Consider the following 17,358-nt stretch of genomic DNA (forward strand, 5'->3'; position numbering starts at 1 on the left):
TCGAGCATCCCGTCGGATCCCGGCGGCTGACCCCTGGGGGAGGGATCCGTGGCGACACGTCTGCCTTCGGCTCCTCCCATCCTGCCCGGGCTCGCCTACATCCGCCCGCTCGGATCGGGTGGATTCGCGGATGTGTTCCTGTACGAACAGGACATGCCGCGGCGCAACGTCGCCGTGAAGGTGCTCCCGAGCGACGTCCGCGACCCCGACCTGCGGCGGATGTTCAACGCCGAAGCCGACGTCCTCGCGCATCTTTCGGCGCACCCCGCGATCGTCACGGTCTATCAGGCGAGCATCTCGGCCGACGGCCGACCGTACATCGTCATGGAGTACTGCCCGGGGTCGCTCTCGCGGCGCTACCGGATCGAGCGGATCCCGGTGCCCGAGGTGCTTGCGATCGGCGTCCGCATGGCGAGTGCACTGGAGTCGGCGCATCGCGCCGGCCTCGTGCACCGCGACGTCAAGCCGAGCAACATCCTGATCACGACCTTCGGCATCCCCGTGCTCGCCGACTTCGGGATCTCGTCTTCACTGCAGCGCGAGACCGCGGACGAAGTGCTCGCGATGTCGATTCCGTGGAGCGCACCCGAGGTCGTCGCCGAAGACACGGCGGGCACGATCGCGAGTGAGGTGTGGAGCCTCGGAGCGACCGTGTACTCGCTCCTCGCGGGCCACAGCCCGTTCGAGCGTCGTGAGCGCGGACAGAACACCAAGGAGCAGCTGCGCCGGCGCATCGCCCGAGCGACGTACATCGACATCCCCCGCACCGACGTGCCCCCTTCGCTCCAGGCCGTCCTCTCGCGCTCGATGAGCCGCGACCCCTCGCGTCGCTACGCGTCCGCCCGTGAGTTCGCCGAGGCGCTCCAGGATGTGCAGAGCGAATTGGGCATCTCGCCGACGGCGCTCGAAGTGCCGGACGAGGAATGGGCTCCGGCATCCGATCCGGTCGACTTCTCCGACGACTCCCTCCGCGGGCCCGCGCGGTCGCACCTCGACGACGCGACGAGGCGCAAAGTGCGCCCGGGGTCCGGCGTGGCCGCACTCGTGCGCGACGAGGACACCGACATCTCGTCGCCGCAGCGCACGCAGGGGCGCAGCGCCGCGACGATCGCGATCGTCGTCGCCGCCGTCGTGACCCTCGTCGCGGGTATCGTCACGGCGCTGTTCGCGACCGGGGTGATCTGATGCGCCGCCGTGTGGTCGGCGGCATCGCGGCGGTGACGGCCGCGACCGCGCTCGTCATCGGCGCGAGCATCGTCTGGCCGGGTCTCGACGCGAAGGAGACCCCTGATGTGGATGCCGCGGTCTGGGCGCTCCAGACCGCGGACGGCAAGCGGTACGCGCGCGTCAACACGTCGGTGGGTGAACTCGACACCGTCCGCAGCATCAGCAATCCGGATCTCGTGGCGCAGTCGCCGACGGGTGCGTACGTGTTCAGCGACAGTCTGAGCAAAGTGACCAGGATCGACGAGGCGATGCCGACCGACCTCGACGCCGAGGCGCTCCAGTCGTCGACGTCCACGCCCGGCGGCACCGTCGACGTCGCGACCGCCGACGACTTCGTGGCCTACCTCACCGACGCAGGAACGGTCTTCGCCGGCCGGCTGTCCGACGAGACCATCCCGCAGGTCGACCCCACGGGCGAGGACGAAGACGAGCCGCAGTACACCGCCGATGCGATCGCGGTCGACGATCGCGGCAATCTCTTCCTGTATTCGCGACAGGATGCCTCGGTCATCCGCTACGACATCGCCGGGGCGGTCGTGCGCGCGCGGGACGCCCTGACGGCCGAAGGTCTCGCCACCCCCGTCATCACGGCGGCGGGCGGTGCGTGGGCGGTCGTGGACGCCGACGACGGCGACGTGTGGCTCGAGGGCGCGGACGCACCGGCCGCGACCCCCACGACAGGTCCCGTCGTCGTCGGGGATGCCGACTCATCCGGCGACGCGATCTACCTCGCCGACGAGAGTTCGGTCGTGAAAGTCCCCGTCGACGGCTCGACGATCACCTCGCCCTTCGGGCTCGACAGCGTCCTGGGCACGCCCGCACGCCCGCTCATCCATGACGGCCTCGTCTACGCGGCATGGCTCGGCCAGGGTGACGCGGGCGGCACGTTCTGGCCCGGTGAAGGGATCGGGCAGACACTCGACTACGACGGCGGCACACTGGCGGGCCAGCGCCGACCGATGTTCGTCGAGAACGGCGAGTCGATCGTGCTCAACGAGACCCGGTCGGGGTGGGTCTGGACGATTCCGGACGGAGACATCGTCGCGTCGAGCCAGGACTGGACGCTCGACGACAACATCGCGCCGGCGGTCGAGACCAGCGACGAGCAGCTTTCCGTCATGCTCGATCCGAAGCCTCCCGTCGCCGAACCGGATGCCTTCGGCGTTCGGGCGGGCAGTCTCGCATCCCTCCCCGTCCTGATGAACGACCATGATCCGAACGAGGACGTCCTGACGATCGACCCCGCATCGGTGACGGGCCTCGATCCGGGCTTCGGCACCGTGTCGATCACCGACTCGGGCCAGCGACTCGCGGTCCGCCTCGCGCCGGGCGCGAGCGGCACGGCGACGTTCTCGTACGCGGTGACCGATGGCACGAGCGAAGGCGGTCTCGTCTCGCCGCCCGCGACGGTCACGCTCACGGTGGTTCCCGAGGCGGACAACGCCGCACCGGAGTGGTGCGGTGTTGCGGGCTGCCTCCTCGACTGGCCCGAGCCCGAGGTCTCCCGCGATGGCACCGTGACGATCCCCGTCCTCCAGGGATGGGTCGACCCCGACGGGGATCCCCTCCTGCTCCTGTCGGCCGAGATCGTCTCGGGCGGCGGGAGCGCCGTGGCCACGCCGGCCGGCGACGTCGTCTACCAGCACAGCGACGACGGCCGGACCGAAGACCTCACGGTCGAGATCGCTGTCACGGTCGCCGACACGCGCGGAGGCGAGACCCAGAAGCAGTTGAACGTCCGGGTGTCGTCTCAGCCCGAGTTGAGCGTCGAGTCCTTCGCGGTGACCGAGGAACTCGGCTCCGGTACGACGATCGACGTCGCCCCGCACGTGACCGGCACGACGGGAGTGCTCTCACTCGAGTCCGTGCGCGTGCTCGACGACGCCCCGGCGTCGGCGACGATCGTGGGCGGCACCACGGGCTTCGACTTCTCGCCGCGCAGTGCCGGCACCTACCGGGTCGATTTCACCCTGACCGACGGCACGGACGACGCGAGTGGCACGGTGCGCATCACGGTGCTCCCCGACGGCGCCGTGCCACCGCTCACGACGGCTCCCGTCGTGGCGTTCGTCCGTCCGCAGGAGGACGCGACGGTCGACGTGTTCACCGCCGTGTCCAACCCGACCAACCGCGTCCTGCTGCTGAGCGATCTGGTGCCGATCGCCGATCCCGGCGCGACGATGTCGGTGGATGCCGTGGGCCAGAACTACCTGCGTGTCTCGGGAACGACCGCCACAGGTGCGCCGGGGCGCCTGGGTACCGTGCGATACACGGTCAGCGACGGCACCGAGGACGAGGGGGCGAGCGTCGAGGGTGAGGCGACCGTCTACCTCCTGCCCGTCGCGCCGGCGCTGGCGCCGATCGCGGTCGATGACACGGTGGCGGTCCGGGCCGGGGCGCAGGTCGACATCCCCGTGCTCGAGAACGACATCTCGCCGTCGGGCGGGCGGCCGACGCTGGACCCGTCATCCGTGACGTCGACGGGAGACGCGCTCGCGTTCGGCTCGGGCGACCTCGTGCGATACCTTGCACCCGAGGAGCCGGGCGAATACACCGTCCAGTACTCGGTGTTCACGACCGGTGCGCCGCTGCTCGCCGACACGGCGCTCGTGCGGATCACCGTGCTCGCCGACGACGCGAACCGCGCACCGCTGCCGGAGACACTCGAGGGGCGTGTGCTCAGCGGGCAGTCCACGTCGATCGAGTTCGACGGGTTCGGCATGGACCCCGACGGCGACGTCGTGACCCTCGATCGCATCGTGGCGCAGCCCGATCGCGGCTCGGCCGCGATCGCGGCGGACGGGGCATCCATCGTCTACACGAGCGTCCCAGGCGACAAGGGACCCGTCTCGTTCACCTACCGCGTCGTCGACGAGTTCGGCGAGACCGGCCAGGGCACGGTGCGGATCGGCATCCTCGACGAGCAATCCAACCCGAGTCCGATCACCTACACCGACTACGTCCAGGTGCAGGCCGGGGCGACCAACACGATCCGGGTCAGCCCGGTCTCGAACGACCTCGATCCCGTGGGCGGCACGTTGGAGGTCACCGGGGTGCGTCCGGATGCCCCGCCGGCCCTCGTCGACGGCGAGCCCAACCCCGAGTACGAACGACTGGCCGATCACCTCGTCGCCATCGACGAGAGCACCGTCGTGATCTCGGCGGGGGAGACGCCGGGCACGCTCGCGTTCCTCTACGACGTCGAATCGAGCTCCGGCAACACCGCACGAGGACTCATCGTCGTCAAGGTCGTGCGCGAGAGCGTTCCCGATTACCCCGTCGTGGCCGACACGATCCTCACGGCGGAGACGCGCGAGGACTTCCCCGAGGGGGTCGACGTGCTCACGGGCAAGGTGACCTGGTCGGGCGGCGACATCGAGGAGCTCACGCTCGAGCCGTGGTCGACATCGAGCGACGTGACGGCGGACGGCTGGGAGCTCCAGGGTTCGCTGACGGCCCGGACGCGTGTCATCCCGTTCGTCGTGAGCGGGACCGGTGCCACCGGCGAGGTCACGACCTACGCCTTCCTGCGGGTGCCCGGCGACGACGACCTCACGCTCGCCCTCCGGCCCGGCTTCACGCCGCCCTCGGTGGAGGAGTTGCAGTCGACCACGTTCGACCTCGCCCGTCTCGTCGCCCGGCCGCGGGGCAGCCGCCTCGAGATCGGGCCCGACCTGGTCACGTCGGGCGCGCGCATCAACGCGACCTGCGCCGTCGAGTCGGGCACGGTCGTGCGCTACGACGCGGGATCGGGCGCGCCGTGGGGCGACACCTGCCGCGTGCCGGTGCGCATCGCGGGGCAGGAGGACTGGACCGTGCTCTTCGTGCCGATCACGGTCCGCGCGCTCGACCCGCAGCCCGAGCTGCGGGCGGGCTCGCTCACCGTCGCACCGGGTGACACCGCGACGTTCGATCTGAAGACGATGACCACGTGGCAGCTGCGTTCGGGGTGGGACGACATCACCTACGACCTGGTCTACGACGGCACGGCGTTCGATGTCACCCGCGACGGGGCGATCGTGACCGTGACGGGCCGTGACCGGGCCGTGCCCGGCACCGACGAGGTCGCGCTCGTCTCGGTCACGAGCCACGCCGATGTCGCTCCCGTCCGCCTGATCCTGCGCGTCGGTGCCGCGCCCTCGACGCTCGCCCGTGGTGGGGTGCTGTCGCAGCAGTGCTCGCAGGCCTCGGGCGCCTCCTGCGTCATCGATGTCGTCGGTGCGTCCGGCGAGGTCAACCCGCTGCCGGGAACTCCGCTCGAACTGATCGCGGTGAGCGACGCGGGGTCATGCGTGGGCGTGACGTTCCGCGCGTTGACCGCCACGGCCGTCGAGGCCTCATGGACGCCGGACGCGCCGGGCGCGACATGCATCGCGCGGTTCTCGCTCAAGGACGCGCAGGGCCGGCGCACGAACGGTGACCGGGACGGCACGCTGAACCTCGATCTCCTCGGGTATCCGAAGGCGCCTGCGACAGTCGCCCAGTCCGGCTTCGGCGACGAGACGCTCACCTTGCGGGTCGATCCCGGCGATGCGCGGTTGGCGTATCCGGCGCTCACGGAGTTCATCGTGCGCTCCAATGGTGTCGTGGTCGCCCGCTGCACGGCTGATGGCGCCTGTCCCACGCTCACCGCACCCAACGGCGAGAAGCGCGTCTACGAAGCGTTCGCGGTGAACGCGATCGGCGAGTCCCGCGCATCCGTGCGCACGACCGCGTGGGCGTACGATCCGCCCGAGCCACCGCGCTCCGTGACGGCCGCGCCCGTCGTGACGTCGGGCGGTGCAGGCGGCGTGGTCTCGCTCGCGATCGAGGGACTCGACCCCGCCAAGGCCGGGAGCGTCGAGATCACGAGTCCGACCGGCGAGCGGATGCAGGTGGCGTTGCCCCCGGGGCAGTCGCGCATCGACGTCCCGGCCTACAACGTCGGCAGCAACGCTCCCTCGGTCATCTCGGTCACCCCGTTCTCGCGGTTCGACCCGCCACCGGTCGTGGGCGGCAGCCCGTCGGGGCCGACGGTGACGGTGACGGCGAACGGAGTCGGAGCGCCACTCGCCCCCGTGCTCAACCTCTCGTCGGTATCGACGGGTGGCGGACAATCGACCGTCACAGCGACCGCGTCGGCACAGCTCAATGGAGCGGGTTCTGCGCTGCGGTTCGGAATCGTCCCGCAGGGTCAGCGCTGCACGGTGCGCGCGAACGGCGAGACCGCGACCTTCCGCGGCCTGCCGGACGGCGAGGAGTACGCGTTCACGATGTGCGTCGAGTCCATCGCGCTCGGCGGGGTGTCGTTCGGAAGCGCGACGGTCACCCAGACCGTCCGCGCGCAGCAGTCCCTCCAGCCTCCGACGGGGTATACCTTCGCGGTCGATGCGACCCCCGACATCGTCGACGGACGAGCGCAGTGGGTCATCCGCGCTGCACCGCGGTCGGATGAGGCGCCCCCCAACCGCAACGTGGCAGAGCTGAGCGGCGTCCCGAGCACCGTGTTCGGCGTCGACCCCGGCATCCGGGTCCGCTATGTGCATTCCGTGTGGGGCACCGCGACGGAGTGGGCGGCGGTGACACCGGCACCGGGGAGCGCGCCCTACCAGGTGCAGGCGAACTGGTCGGTCGCGTCGTGCGTGGGCGGGTCGCCGCTGAGCGCCGTGGGGAGTTCGTCGACGGATGCCGCGGGCAACGGGGCATCCATCGTCTTCGGCAACGCGGGCCTGCGCTACTACGATGCGGCAGGAGCGCTTCTGCCGCACGAAGCCGGCTCGTGGATTGTCCCCGTAGGCGCCACGCGGGTCGAAGGGATCTCCGTGACGGCGAGCTGGAACCAGCCGTGGGGTCTCTCCGCCGCTTCGAGCGAGTTCGCGGCGATCTGCGACCCCAATAACCCTCCGGCCCCTCCGGCGATCGAAGAGCCGGCCCCGTGACACCCCGACGAGATGACCGAGGATGCCCGCAATGACCATCACGCAAGAGCAGGCCACGTGGTTCGCCCAGACCTTCGGGCAGCTGGCTGACAACGTCGAGCGCGCCGTCCTGGGCAAGCGGCGTGTCGTCGAGCTCGTGTTGACAGCGATGCTGAGCGACGGTCATGTGCTGCTCGAGGACGTGCCGGGAACCGGCAAGACGTCGCTCGCGCGCGCTCTCGGACAGTCCGTGCGGGGCACGAACACGCGCATCCAGTTCACGCCCGATCTGCTTCCCGGTGACATCACGGGCATCAGCGTCTACGACCAGAAGGAGGGCGTCTTCGAGTTCCACGGCGGCCCGATCTTCGCGAACATCGTGCTGGCCGACGAGATCAACCGCGCGAGCCCCAAGACGCAGTCGGCACTCCTCGAGGTCATGGAGGAGGGCCATGTCACGATCGACGGCATCTCGCGCTCGGTCGGCGTGCCCTTCCTGGTGCTCGCGACGCAGAACCCCGTCGAGCAGGCCGGAACCTACCGCCTCCCCGAGGCGCAGCTCGACCGGTTCATGATGCGTATCTCGCTGGGGTATCCCGACCATGCGGCGACCGTCCGCATCCTCGACGGAGGGGCCGTCGCGACGGCCGAGCTCGCGCCCATCATCACGCCCGAGGCTCTCGTGGGCATGGCGGACCTCGCCGCCCAGGTCTATGTCGACGCCCTCGTCCTCGATTACATCGCACGGATCGTGGATGCGACGCGCTCCGCCGACGAGGTGCGGCTGGGTGTCAGCATCCGAGGCGCCCTCGCCCTCACACGCGCCGCGCGCACGCGCGCCGCGTCGCAGGCGCGCACCTACGCCACGCCCGACGACGTCAAGTCGCTCGCCGTCGCAGTGCTCTCGCACCGGCTCATCCTGCACCCCGAGGCGGAGTTCGACGGGATCACGCAGGAAGCCGTCATCGGTCAGGTGCTCCTGGACATCGCGCCACCCAGCCGCCGCGAGGCCGTATGAGCCTGACCGACACCAGACTCACCCGCACGTCGAGTTCGACCGGAACCGACGGTCGCACCCACGCGACCTCGGTCACCGCGACGTCGGTGTCGTCGGGGCGCCTCGTCGGCGCTGTCGTCACGGGCGCGAAGGTGTGGCGGTCGATCTCGTCGACGGCGGTCCAGGCTGCGGAATGGGTCGCGCGCACGGTGCGGCCGGCCGGAGCGCTCGTGCTCGTGGCGGCGACGGCGGGCCTGATCCTCGGCATCGTGTTCGGGTGGGTCGAGTGGATGGTCGCGGGCTCGATCGCGGTGATCCTCCTCATCGCGAGCGTGCCGTTCCTGTTCGGCGCGCGCTCGTACGACGTGACGCTGTCGCTCGAGCACGGACGCGTCGTGGCGGGAGACGGGATGACCGGCGAGGTCGTCGTCCGCAACCACGGTCGCGGCACGGCACTGCCCGGCCGCATCGACATCCCGGTCGGCGCGGGGCTGGTCGAGTTCGGCATTCCCCTGCTGCGGCCGGGGCACACCGTCGCGCAGCCGCTCGAGATCCCCGCATTGCGACGCGGGATCATCACGGTGGGCCCGGCGACGACCGTGCGAAGCGATCCGGTCGGGCTGCTGCGCCGCGAACATGCGTTCGACGACGTGCACGAGGTCTACGTGCATCCGCGAACCGTGTCCCTCCCCTCCACCAGCGCGGGCCTCATCCGCGATCTCGAGGGCAGTCCCACGCGCCGCACCGTGGACGCCGACATGTCGTTCCACGCGATCCGTCCCTACGTGCCCGGTGACGCGCGGCGCCACATCCACTGGAAGTCGACGGCCAAGACCGGGACGCTCATGGTCCGTCAGTACGAAGAGTCCCGTCGTTCCCGCATGGCCGTCGTGCTCGCCGTCGCCGAGGACGAGTACCTCGACGAGGACGAGTTCGAGCTCGCCGTCTCGTGCGCGGCGTCGCTCGGTCTGCGAGCGATCCGCGACGCACGCGACGTCGCGATCGTGACGGGCTCCGAGGTCCCGCGCGTCGTGCGGGGCAGAATCCGCACGATCCGCCACCTTCCGGCGAGCTCCTCGCGACTCCTGCTCGACGGGTTCAGCGGCGTCGAGATGCTCGAGAACACGATGCCGGTCGTCGAGGTGTGCCGTCTGATCGCCGAGTCCGATGAAGGGCTGTCGATCGCGGTCCTCGTCGTCGGCTCGGGGCTGCCTCTCGCCCGACTCCAGCAGGCGGCGCTCGCCTTCCCGTCCGAGACGAGGGTCATCGCGGTCGTGTGCGACGAGCGCGCTCATCCGCGCATGCGCGCGTTCGCCGGGCTCTCCGTCCTGACGGTGGGCACGATCGATGACCTCTCCGGCCTGATGCTGCGCGGAGCGACGGTATGACTGCGGTCGACGGGCGTCGCTGGAAGGTCCCCTCGCGAGTCCTCGCGGGATCGCTCTTCGCGCTCGCGATCGTCGTGGTCTCGGCGGTCGCCGCATGGCCGATCTACGCATCCTCGTCCTTCCTGCTGCTCATCGTGGTCTCGGCGGTCACCGCATTCGCGATCGCCATCGCAGCGCGGGTGCGGCGGTGGGGCGGGTGGCGGGTGACCGCCGTGATCGGCACGGCCTTCGTCGTCCTCGGCGTGCCGTTGGCCGTCCCCTCGCGCCTCGGCAGCCCTCTCGAGGTCGCGCGAGGGCTCGGCGAGCTCCTCCTCGGAGCGGTCCTCGCGTGGAAGGACCTCGTCACGGTCGACCTTCCGGTCGCGTCGTATCGGAATCTCCTGGTCCCCGCGCTCATTGTGTTTCTCATCGGCACATGCGTCCTGCTGCTGGCCTCGTGGCGCGACGACGGCCGGTCGGTGCTCGCGGCGGCGGTCGCGATCGCCATGGTCTCGTTCGGTCTCTTCTTCGGGCGCACGGTCACCAGCGCACCCATCTCGATCGGACCGTTGACGCTCCATGCTCCCGTCGAGACCGTCGTCGGCGTCCTCGGCCTGATCACGACCCTGCTGTGGCTGTCGTGGCGCACCCACGACGCGAGGCGCCGCGCCCTGCAGCGCGCGGCCGCGTCGAGCGGCGTCCGCATCACGGCGAGGTCGTCCTCGGCGGACCGCCGGCGGGCGGCGCTCGGCGGCGGCATGATCGCCGTGGCCGTCGTCGCTGCGGTCATCGTCGTCCCGTTCGCCGCGCAGGGTGCCGATCGCGACGTCCTGCGTTCGGCCGTCGGCCCCGAGATCGACCTCTCGAGGGCCGTGAGCCCGCTGACCGAGTACCGCTCGCACTTCGAGGAAGGTCAGGTCGACGACATCCTCTTCTCGGTCGAGTCGACGGGTGTCGCGCCCGATCGCATCCGCCTCGCGACGCTCACCGAGTACGACGGCGAGGTGTTCCGCACCGGATCCTCGAGCGCCGCATCGGAAGGGCGCTTCGTGCGCGTCCCCTCGAGGCTGGATGCCGGTGAGGGTGAGCCGTTCGAGGCCACCGTCACGATCGACGCGCTGGACGGATTGTGGATGCCGACGGCAGGTCGACTCGCGGCCGTCGACTTCGGCGGCCCTCGCGGTGCGGCGCTCGCCGACGGCTTCTACTACAACGCGACCACCTCCGCGGGAGTCCAGACGACAGGCGGCGGCCTCGCGAGCGGCGATGTCCTCCGCCTGGTCGGTGTCGAACCCGTGACGGCGTCGCTCGACGCCATCGAAGCGCCCGGCGCCACCGCCACCGAGATCGCGGCGCCTCAGAGTCTTCGCACATGGGTCGAGCGCCACAAGACCGGGACCGACGGCGCCGCCCTGGCATCCCTCGTCTCGCTCCTGCGCGAACGCGGGTACCTCAGCCACGGCCTGCAGTCGGGCCAGACGGCCAGGCCCAAGTGGGCCGAGCCCCTCGGCGCCTACTCTCTGCAGCCGAGTGCGTCCGGTCACTCCCTCGGGCGCATCGAGGCGCTCTTCGACCGCCTGCTCGAACGTGAGGCAGATCCGCGGGCAGAGGCATCCGGCAACTATGTCGCCGGAATCGGCGACGACGAGCAGTTCGCCGTCGCCGTCGCGCTCATCGCGCGCGAGCTCGGGTTCCCGTCGCGCGTCGTCGTCGGAACCCGCCTCGTGTCGGGTGACGTTGATGCCGCGGTCTGCCCCGACGGTGCGTGCAGGGCACAGGACGTCTCCGCGTGGGCGGAGGTGCTCTCGACGGGCGGCGACTGGGTGCCCATCGATGCGACCCCGCAGCACGCCGAGCCGCCGAGTCTCGAAGTGATCCAGCAGCGCGACCCCGAGAACGTCACGGACGTGCGACCCGACGCGCCCGAAGAGATCCTCCCGCCCGATCCCGTACAGCAGGACGCGGCGGCACCCGAGCCCGGCGACGATCCGAGCGGGGTGGACCTCGCGTGGCTCGGACCGACGTTGCGCGTCGTGGCGGCGTCGCTGCTCGTCCTGCTCCTGGTGGCAGGGCCCGTGGTGGCGATCGTCATCGCGAAGCACCTGCGACGGCGTGCTCGCCGCACGGCCGGGACGCCGGCGGAGCGGATCGTGGGCGGCTGGGACGAGTATGTGGATGCCGCGACCGACGCGGGCCGGGAGATCCCGCACGCCGCCACGCGCGCCGAGCTGGCCGCGGCCTTCGGCACCCCCGAGGGTGAACCGCTCGCCGAACTGGCCGACCGCGCGACCTTCGCAGGGTCGGCGGCCGGCTTCGGCGACGAAGACGCCGAAGCCTTCTGGAGCCGCGTGGAATCGCAGCGGCGTACCCTGACCAGGGAGCGAGGGTTCTGGCGAGGAGTCCTCACGACCGTATCGTTGAGATCGATAGTCCGTCCGCTGGCACCCGCATCGGGTTCCCGCACGCTGTTCACCGAGAGGGGGCGGCGCCAGGTTCCGCGACCTGCGCGCCCAACACCATGACCGTTGACGCATCTACCGCCGCCGCGATCACCCTGCTGTCGATCGTGGGCGTCGCGGTGCTCTACGTGTGGACGGCGCTCGCGCTCGCCGCCGTGTTCCGCAAGTCGGGTGAACAGGGATGGAAGGCGTGGGTGCCGTTCCTCAACCAGGCCGTGCTGCTGCAGCTCGGCGGGTTCTCGGGATTCCTCGTGCTCTTCTATCTGCTGCCCGGACTCGGCATCCTGATCGTCTGGGTCCTGCAGACCATCGCCTGCCACCGCATCGGCCACGCCTTCGGCTTCGGGTCCGGCATGACCGTCCTCGCGGCGCTCCTGCTGCCGGTCTGGGCATCGATCGTCGGGTTCGGTCCTGAGCGCTGGGTGGGGCGTGACGAGCCGGCACGGGCATCCGCATCGCCGTCGGCATCGCTTCCCGGCCCCGCCGCGACGGCCTACGCCGCGCCGCGGGGGCTGTACGCACCGTCCGAGCGCCCCGTCTATGGGCGAGAGACCCACGTCTCGGCGCCCGTGCCTCCTCTGCCCACCGCCCCGGCACCCGGCATCCCGGGCCGCTCGTCCGCGCGCGCGATGCCGTTGCCGCCGCTCGACGACGACGTCGAACAGACCGCGGGCCCGCTCGCGACGCGAGCCTCTTCGCCCGCCGCTCCGCCCGAAGGCGGATGGGGCCCCCCGCCGCTGCCCGCCCGGGCACGCCCCGTCCCGTTCGCCGAGGACGACGAAGACGACGACCCGTTCGTGCCGTCGAGGCGATCCTCCGCGCGCGCCACCGCAACGGATGAGTGGGCGGCTCTCGGTCTGTCACCGGAGCTCGAGTTCTCCGGCGAGGTGACCGGCGCGATCGCCGGCGCTCCGTCGCCCCTCTCGGCGGTCCCCGAGCCGGCCGTCACGCGTGTCCCCGCCGCGTCGCCCCCGATGCGATCTCGCGAGCCCTGGGCGCCCGCCCGCTCCCCGTTCCCCGAGTCGGAGGACTTCCCCGACTCGTCCGGTCCCGTGTCGGCGATCGTCGGAGCTCCGGTGGCCGGCGGCCCCCTCGCCGCACGGTCATCGGTGTCGGCGCAGACCCGTCGCCGGGAGATCCCCGACGAACCGGTCGACGAGACGGTCGTCACCAGACGCCGCCGGACCGAATGGACGCTCCTTCCGCCGTCGGGTCGCGCCGTTGCGATCACGGGGGAGGTGCTGCTGTTGGGCCGTCGGCCGACCGCGGATCCCGCGCATCCCGCGGCGCAGCTCATCGCGATCGACGACGCGACCGTGTCGAAGACCCATGCGCGCCTCGAACTGCGCGAGCGAGTCTGGTTCATCACCGACCTCGACTCGACGAACGGCATCGTCTTCACGACCGAACGCGGCGAGGTCGACGTCGTGCCGGGTGTCGCGATCGAAGCCGGTGACCGGTTCCTGCTCGGGGATGCGGAGATCCGACTCGTTCGGGGCGGAGAGTGACGGAGCGATCGACATCGCCCGGCGACTCGACGGGCGATGACGGCTTCGACGACGACACCCGCACGGTGCGCCTGCGCCGATCGGACGCGGCAGTGCGGGACGACGCGCCCATCGACGACGACGGGTCGACGGTGGTCGTCCGGCGGGAGTCGAGGCGTCGCGCCGAGGCTGCGGCATCCGCCGCAGCGAGGACGGAAGACGAAGGGGCGGATGACGCGACCGTCGTTTCGACGACCCGACGCGGATCGCGCGCGGAGGTCGAGTCCGCCGCTGTCGACGCGCGTCCCGTCGAGAGCGGTCCGATCCTCTACGGCCCGAGAATGGTCGAAGCCGCTCACGTGCCGCGCTCCGCGCGGGTGCCGCACGCGCCGCAGGCGCCCGTCGACACGGCCGGCATCGACGCGTCGCGCCGGCGCCGTGCCCGGCGTCGGCTCATGGTCGCCTTCGCCGTGGCATCCATCGTCATGGCGCTTTCGCTCACCGCGCTCGTCGTCCTGCTGACGACCGCCTGACGATCCGGCGAGCACGACGCCGCGCGTTTGCCCGGCCTCGGAATCACGGGTATCATTGATCGGGTGTGCGCGCTCGCGCGCCGTCCGCCGTGCCTCGGCGCGGAGACGGATCGTGAGCCGCCGCATCTCAGGGAACGGCCTGCGAACAGGCCACCCCCACGGCATATCCACCACACAACCGCTCGGCACCATCATGCCGCGCCGGTGGATACATGTGAGCCCGTGGCGTCACGGTTCGAAAGATCCGGATGCCGCGGGGGAGACACGAACGCTGTCACCGTGCAGCACAACAAGGAGAGAACGTGCCAACCATTCAGCAGTTGGTTCGCAAGGGTCGCTCGCCGAAGGTCTCGAAGACCAAGGCGCCCGCGCTCAAGTCGAACCCGCAGCAGGCGGGGGTCTGCACCCGCGTCTACACGACCACGCCCAAGAAGCCCAACTCGGCGATGCGCAAGGTCGCCCGTGTCAAGCTCCGCAACGGCACCGAGGTCACCGCGTACATCCCCGGCGAGGGTCACAACCTCCAGGAGCACTCGCTCGTGCTCGTCCGTGGTGGTCGTGTCAAGGACCTCCCCGGTGTCCGCTACAAGATCGTCCGTGGCGCTCTGGACACCCAGGCCGTCAAGAACCGTAAGCAGGCTCGCAGCCGCTACGGCGCGAAGAAGGGTTAAGCAAGATGCCTCGCAAGGGACCCGCCCCGAAGCGCCCCGTCGTCAACGACCCGGTCTACGGTGCTCCGATCGTCAGCCAGCTGGTGAACAAGATCCTCGTCGACGGCAAGAAGTCGCTCGCCGAGTCGATCGTCTACAACGCCCTCCGTGGTGTTGAGGCCAAGAACGGCCAGGACGCCGTCGCCACGCTCAAGAAGGCCCTCGACAACGTGCGTCCGACCCTCGAGGTCAAGTCGCGCCGCGTCGGCGGCTCGACCTACCAGGTGCCGGTCGAGGTCAAGCCTCACCGCGCCAACACGCTCGCCCTTCGCTGGCTCGTCAGCTACGCCAAGGGTCGTCGTGAGAAGACCATGACCGAGCGCCTCCAGAACGAGATCCTGGATGCCTCGAACGGCCTGGGGGCTGCGGTCAAGCGCCGCGAAGACACCCACAAGATGGCTGAGTCGAACCGCGCCTTCGCGCACTACCGCTGGTAATCATCAGCGTCTCGGTGACCGGCCGGGAGAACCCCGGCCGGTCACCCCGCGACATCCCGAACCACACGTAAGGAAGACATCCCGTGGCACAAGAAGTGCTCACCGACCTCAACAAGGTCCGCAACATCGGCATCATGGCGCACATCGATGCCGGCAAGACGACGACGACCGAGCGCATCCTGTTCTACACGGGCGTCAACCACAAGATCGGCGAGACGCACGACGGCGCGGCCACGACCGACTGGATGGAGCAGGAGCAGGAGCGTGGCATCACGATCACGTCCGCTGCTGTGACGTGCTTCTGGGACAAGAACCAGATCAACATCATCGACACGCCCGGTCACGTCGACTTCACGGTCGAGGTCGAGCGCTCGCTGCGCGTCCTCGACGGCGCCGTCGCCGTCTTCGACGGCAAGGAGGGCGTCGAGCCCCAGTCCGAGACCGTCTGGCGCCAGGCAGACAAGTACGACGTCCCCCGCATCTGCTTCGTCAACAAGATGGACAAGCTCGGCGCGGACTTCTACTTCACCGTCGACACGATCGTCAACCGCCTGAAGGCCAAGCCGCTCGTCATCCAGCTCCCCATCGGCGCCGAGAACGACTTCGTCGGCGTCATCGACCTCGTCGAGATGCGGGCCCTCGTGTGGCCCGGCGACGCCAAGGGCGACGTGACCATGGGCGCCAAGTACGAGATCCAGGAGATCCCGGCCGACCTCGCCGACAAGGCCGCCGAGTACCGCGAGCAGCTGCTCGAGACGGTCGCCGAGTCCGACGAGCACCTGCTCGAGAAGTACTTCGGCGGTGAGGAGCTCACGGTCGCCGAGATCAAGGGCGCCATCCGCAAGATGACGATCAACTCGGAGCTCTACCCCGTGCTCTGCGGCTCGGCGTTCAAGAACCGCGGTGTGCAGCCGATGCTCGACGCGGTCGTGGACTACCTCCCGTCGCCGCTCGACGTCCCCGCCATCGAGGCGAAGGACCCGAAGAACGAAGAGATCATCATCGAGCGCCACGCCGACCGTGACGAGCCGTTCGCGGCTCTCGCGTTCAAGATCGTGACGCACCCGTTCTTCGGCCGCCTGACCTACATCCGCGTCTACTCGGGGCACCTCGACTCGGGTGCCCAGGTCGTCAACGCGACCAAGGGCAAGAAGGAGCGCATCGGGAAGATCTTCCAGATGCACGCCAACAAGGAGATGCCGGTCGACTCGGTCACTGCGGGTCACATCTACGCCGTCATCGGCCTCAAGGACACCACGACCGGTGACACGCTGTCCGACAGCGCGAACCAGGTCGTCCTCGAGTCGATGACGTTCCCCGAGCCGGTCATCGAGGTCGCGATCGAGCCCAAGACGAAGGCCGACCAGGAGAAGCTGGGTCTCGCGATCCAGAAGCTCGCTGAAGAGGACCCGACGTTCCGCGTCGAGCAGAACTCCGAGACCGGTCAGACCGTCATCAAGGGCATGGGCGAGCTGCACCTCGACATCCTCGTCGACCGCATGAAGCGGGAGTTCAAAGTCGAGGCCAACGTGGGCAAGCCCCAGGTCGCGTACCGCGAGACGATCAAGAAGGCCGTCGAGCGTCACGACTACACGCACAAGAAGCAGACCGGTGGTTCGGGTCAGTTCGCGAAGATCCAGTTCGCGATCGAGCCGCTCGAGGTCACGGCCGACAAGACGTACGAGTTCGAGAACAAGGTCACCGGTGGCCGCATCCCGCGCGAGTACATCTCCCCGACCGACCAGGGCTTCCAGGACGCCATGAACGTCGGCGTGCTCGCAGGCTTCCCCATGGTGGGCGTCAAGGCGATCCTCCTCGACGGCGCGTCGCACGACGTCGACTCGTCCGAGATGGCGTTCAAGATCGCCGGATCCATGGGCTTCAAGGAGGCCGTGCGCAAGGCGAACCCCGTCATCCTCGAGCCGATCATGTCGGTCGAGGTCCGTACTCCCGAGGAGTACATGGGCGACGTCATCGGCGACCTGAACTCGCGTCGTGGTCAGATCCAGTCGATGGAGGATGCCGCGGGCGTCAAGGTCGTGCGTGCGAACGTGCCGCTGTCCGAGATGTTCGGCTACATCGGCGACCTCCGCTCGAAGACCTCCGGCCGCGCCGTCTACTCCATGGAGTTCGACAGCTACGCCGAGGTCCCGCGCAACGTCTCGGACGAGATCGTCCAGAAGACCAAGGGCGAGTAATGCTCCGGATGCCGGGGTCTGCTGATCCCGGCATCCGACCTACAAC

At 69.8% G+C, this 17,358-nt stretch carries 10 protein-coding genes; all 10 read left to right on the forward strand.

Features of this window, described 5'->3' with window-relative positions:
• The first annotated feature begins 48 nt into the window (after positions 1-48).
• Positions 49-1,185, forward strand: a complete 1,137-nt coding sequence (locus tag MA876_RS10280; RefSeq protein WP_248148470.1) for a serine/threonine-protein kinase — start codon at positions 49-51, stop codon at positions 1,183-1,185.
• On the forward strand, positions 1,185-7,145 hold the full coding sequence (locus tag MA876_RS10285; RefSeq protein ID WP_248148473.1) for an Ig-like domain-containing protein: 5,961 nt from the start codon (positions 1,185-1,187) through the stop codon (positions 7,143-7,145). The genes MA876_RS10280 and MA876_RS10285 overlap by 1 nt, the downstream gene beginning before the upstream one ends.
• 31 nt (positions 7,146-7,176) lie before the next feature.
• A complete protein-coding gene (locus MA876_RS10290; RefSeq protein WP_248148475.1) occupies positions 7,177-8,142 on the forward strand; it encodes an AAA family ATPase in 966 nt (321 codons plus the stop codon).
• Positions 8,139-9,509, forward strand: coding sequence for a DUF58 domain-containing protein (locus tag MA876_RS10295; protein ID WP_248148478.1), 1,371 nt, complete (start codon positions 8,139-8,141; stop codon positions 9,507-9,509). The genes MA876_RS10290 and MA876_RS10295 overlap by 4 nt, the downstream gene beginning before the upstream one ends.
• Positions 9,506-12,010, forward strand: coding sequence for a transglutaminase TgpA family protein (locus MA876_RS10300; protein ID WP_248148481.1), 2,505 nt, complete (start codon positions 9,506-9,508; stop codon positions 12,008-12,010). Before MA876_RS10295 ends, MA876_RS10300 begins: the two co-directional genes overlap by 4 nt.
• Positions 12,007-13,455 (forward strand): DUF5684 domain-containing protein, encoded by a 1,449-nt coding sequence (locus MA876_RS10305; RefSeq protein WP_248148483.1) that lies wholly within the window; start codon positions 12,007-12,009, stop codon positions 13,453-13,455. Before MA876_RS10300 ends, MA876_RS10305 begins: the two co-directional genes overlap by 4 nt.
• Positions 13,452-13,967, forward strand: coding sequence for a hypothetical protein (locus MA876_RS10310; RefSeq protein ID WP_248148486.1), 516 nt, complete (start codon positions 13,452-13,454; stop codon positions 13,965-13,967). The genes MA876_RS10305 and MA876_RS10310 overlap by 4 nt, the downstream gene beginning before the upstream one ends.
• Positions 13,968-14,269: 302 nt before the next feature.
• Entirely contained in the window at positions 14,270-14,638 is a 369-nt protein-coding gene (rpsL, locus tag MA876_RS10315; RefSeq protein WP_013584051.1) for a 30S ribosomal protein S12, read from the forward strand.
• A gap of 5 nt (positions 14,639-14,643) precedes the next feature.
• A complete protein-coding gene (gene rpsG / locus MA876_RS10320; protein ID WP_050722490.1) occupies positions 14,644-15,114 on the forward strand; it encodes a 30S ribosomal protein S7 in 471 nt (156 codons plus the stop codon).
• 83 nt (positions 15,115-15,197) lie between these two features.
• Entirely contained in the window at positions 15,198-17,312 is a 2,115-nt protein-coding gene (fusA, locus tag MA876_RS10325) for an elongation factor G (protein WP_248148489.1), read from the forward strand.
• Positions 17,313-17,358: the final 46 nt, after the last annotated feature.

Source organism: Microbacterium aoyamense (assembly GCF_023155855.1).
Classification (GTDB): domain Bacteria; phylum Actinomycetota; class Actinomycetes; order Actinomycetales; family Microbacteriaceae; genus Microbacterium; species Microbacterium aoyamense.

What these genes read in the sequence shown, in the direction of transcription:
- MA876_RS10305 (WP_248148483.1), top strand. Translation starts at nt 12,007, where the DNA reads ATGACCGTTGACGCATCTACCGCCGCCGCGATCACCCTGCTGTCGATC.
- MA876_RS10295 (WP_248148478.1), top strand. Translation starts at nt 8,139, where the DNA reads ATGAGCCTGACCGACACCAGACTCACCCGCACGTCGAGTTCGACCGGA.
- MA876_RS10300 (WP_248148481.1), top strand. Translation starts at nt 9,506, where the DNA reads ATGACTGCGGTCGACGGGCGTCGCTGGAAGGTCCCCTCGCGAGTCCTC.
- MA876_RS10285 (WP_248148473.1), top strand. Translation starts at nt 1,185, where the DNA reads ATGCGCCGCCGTGTGGTCGGCGGCATCGCGGCGGTGACGGCCGCGACC.
- MA876_RS10290 (WP_248148475.1), top strand. Translation starts at nt 7,177, where the DNA reads ATGACCATCACGCAAGAGCAGGCCACGTGGTTCGCCCAGACCTTCGGG.
- rpsG (WP_050722490.1), top strand. Translation starts at nt 14,644, where the DNA reads ATGCCTCGCAAGGGACCCGCCCCGAAGCGCCCCGTCGTCAACGACCCG.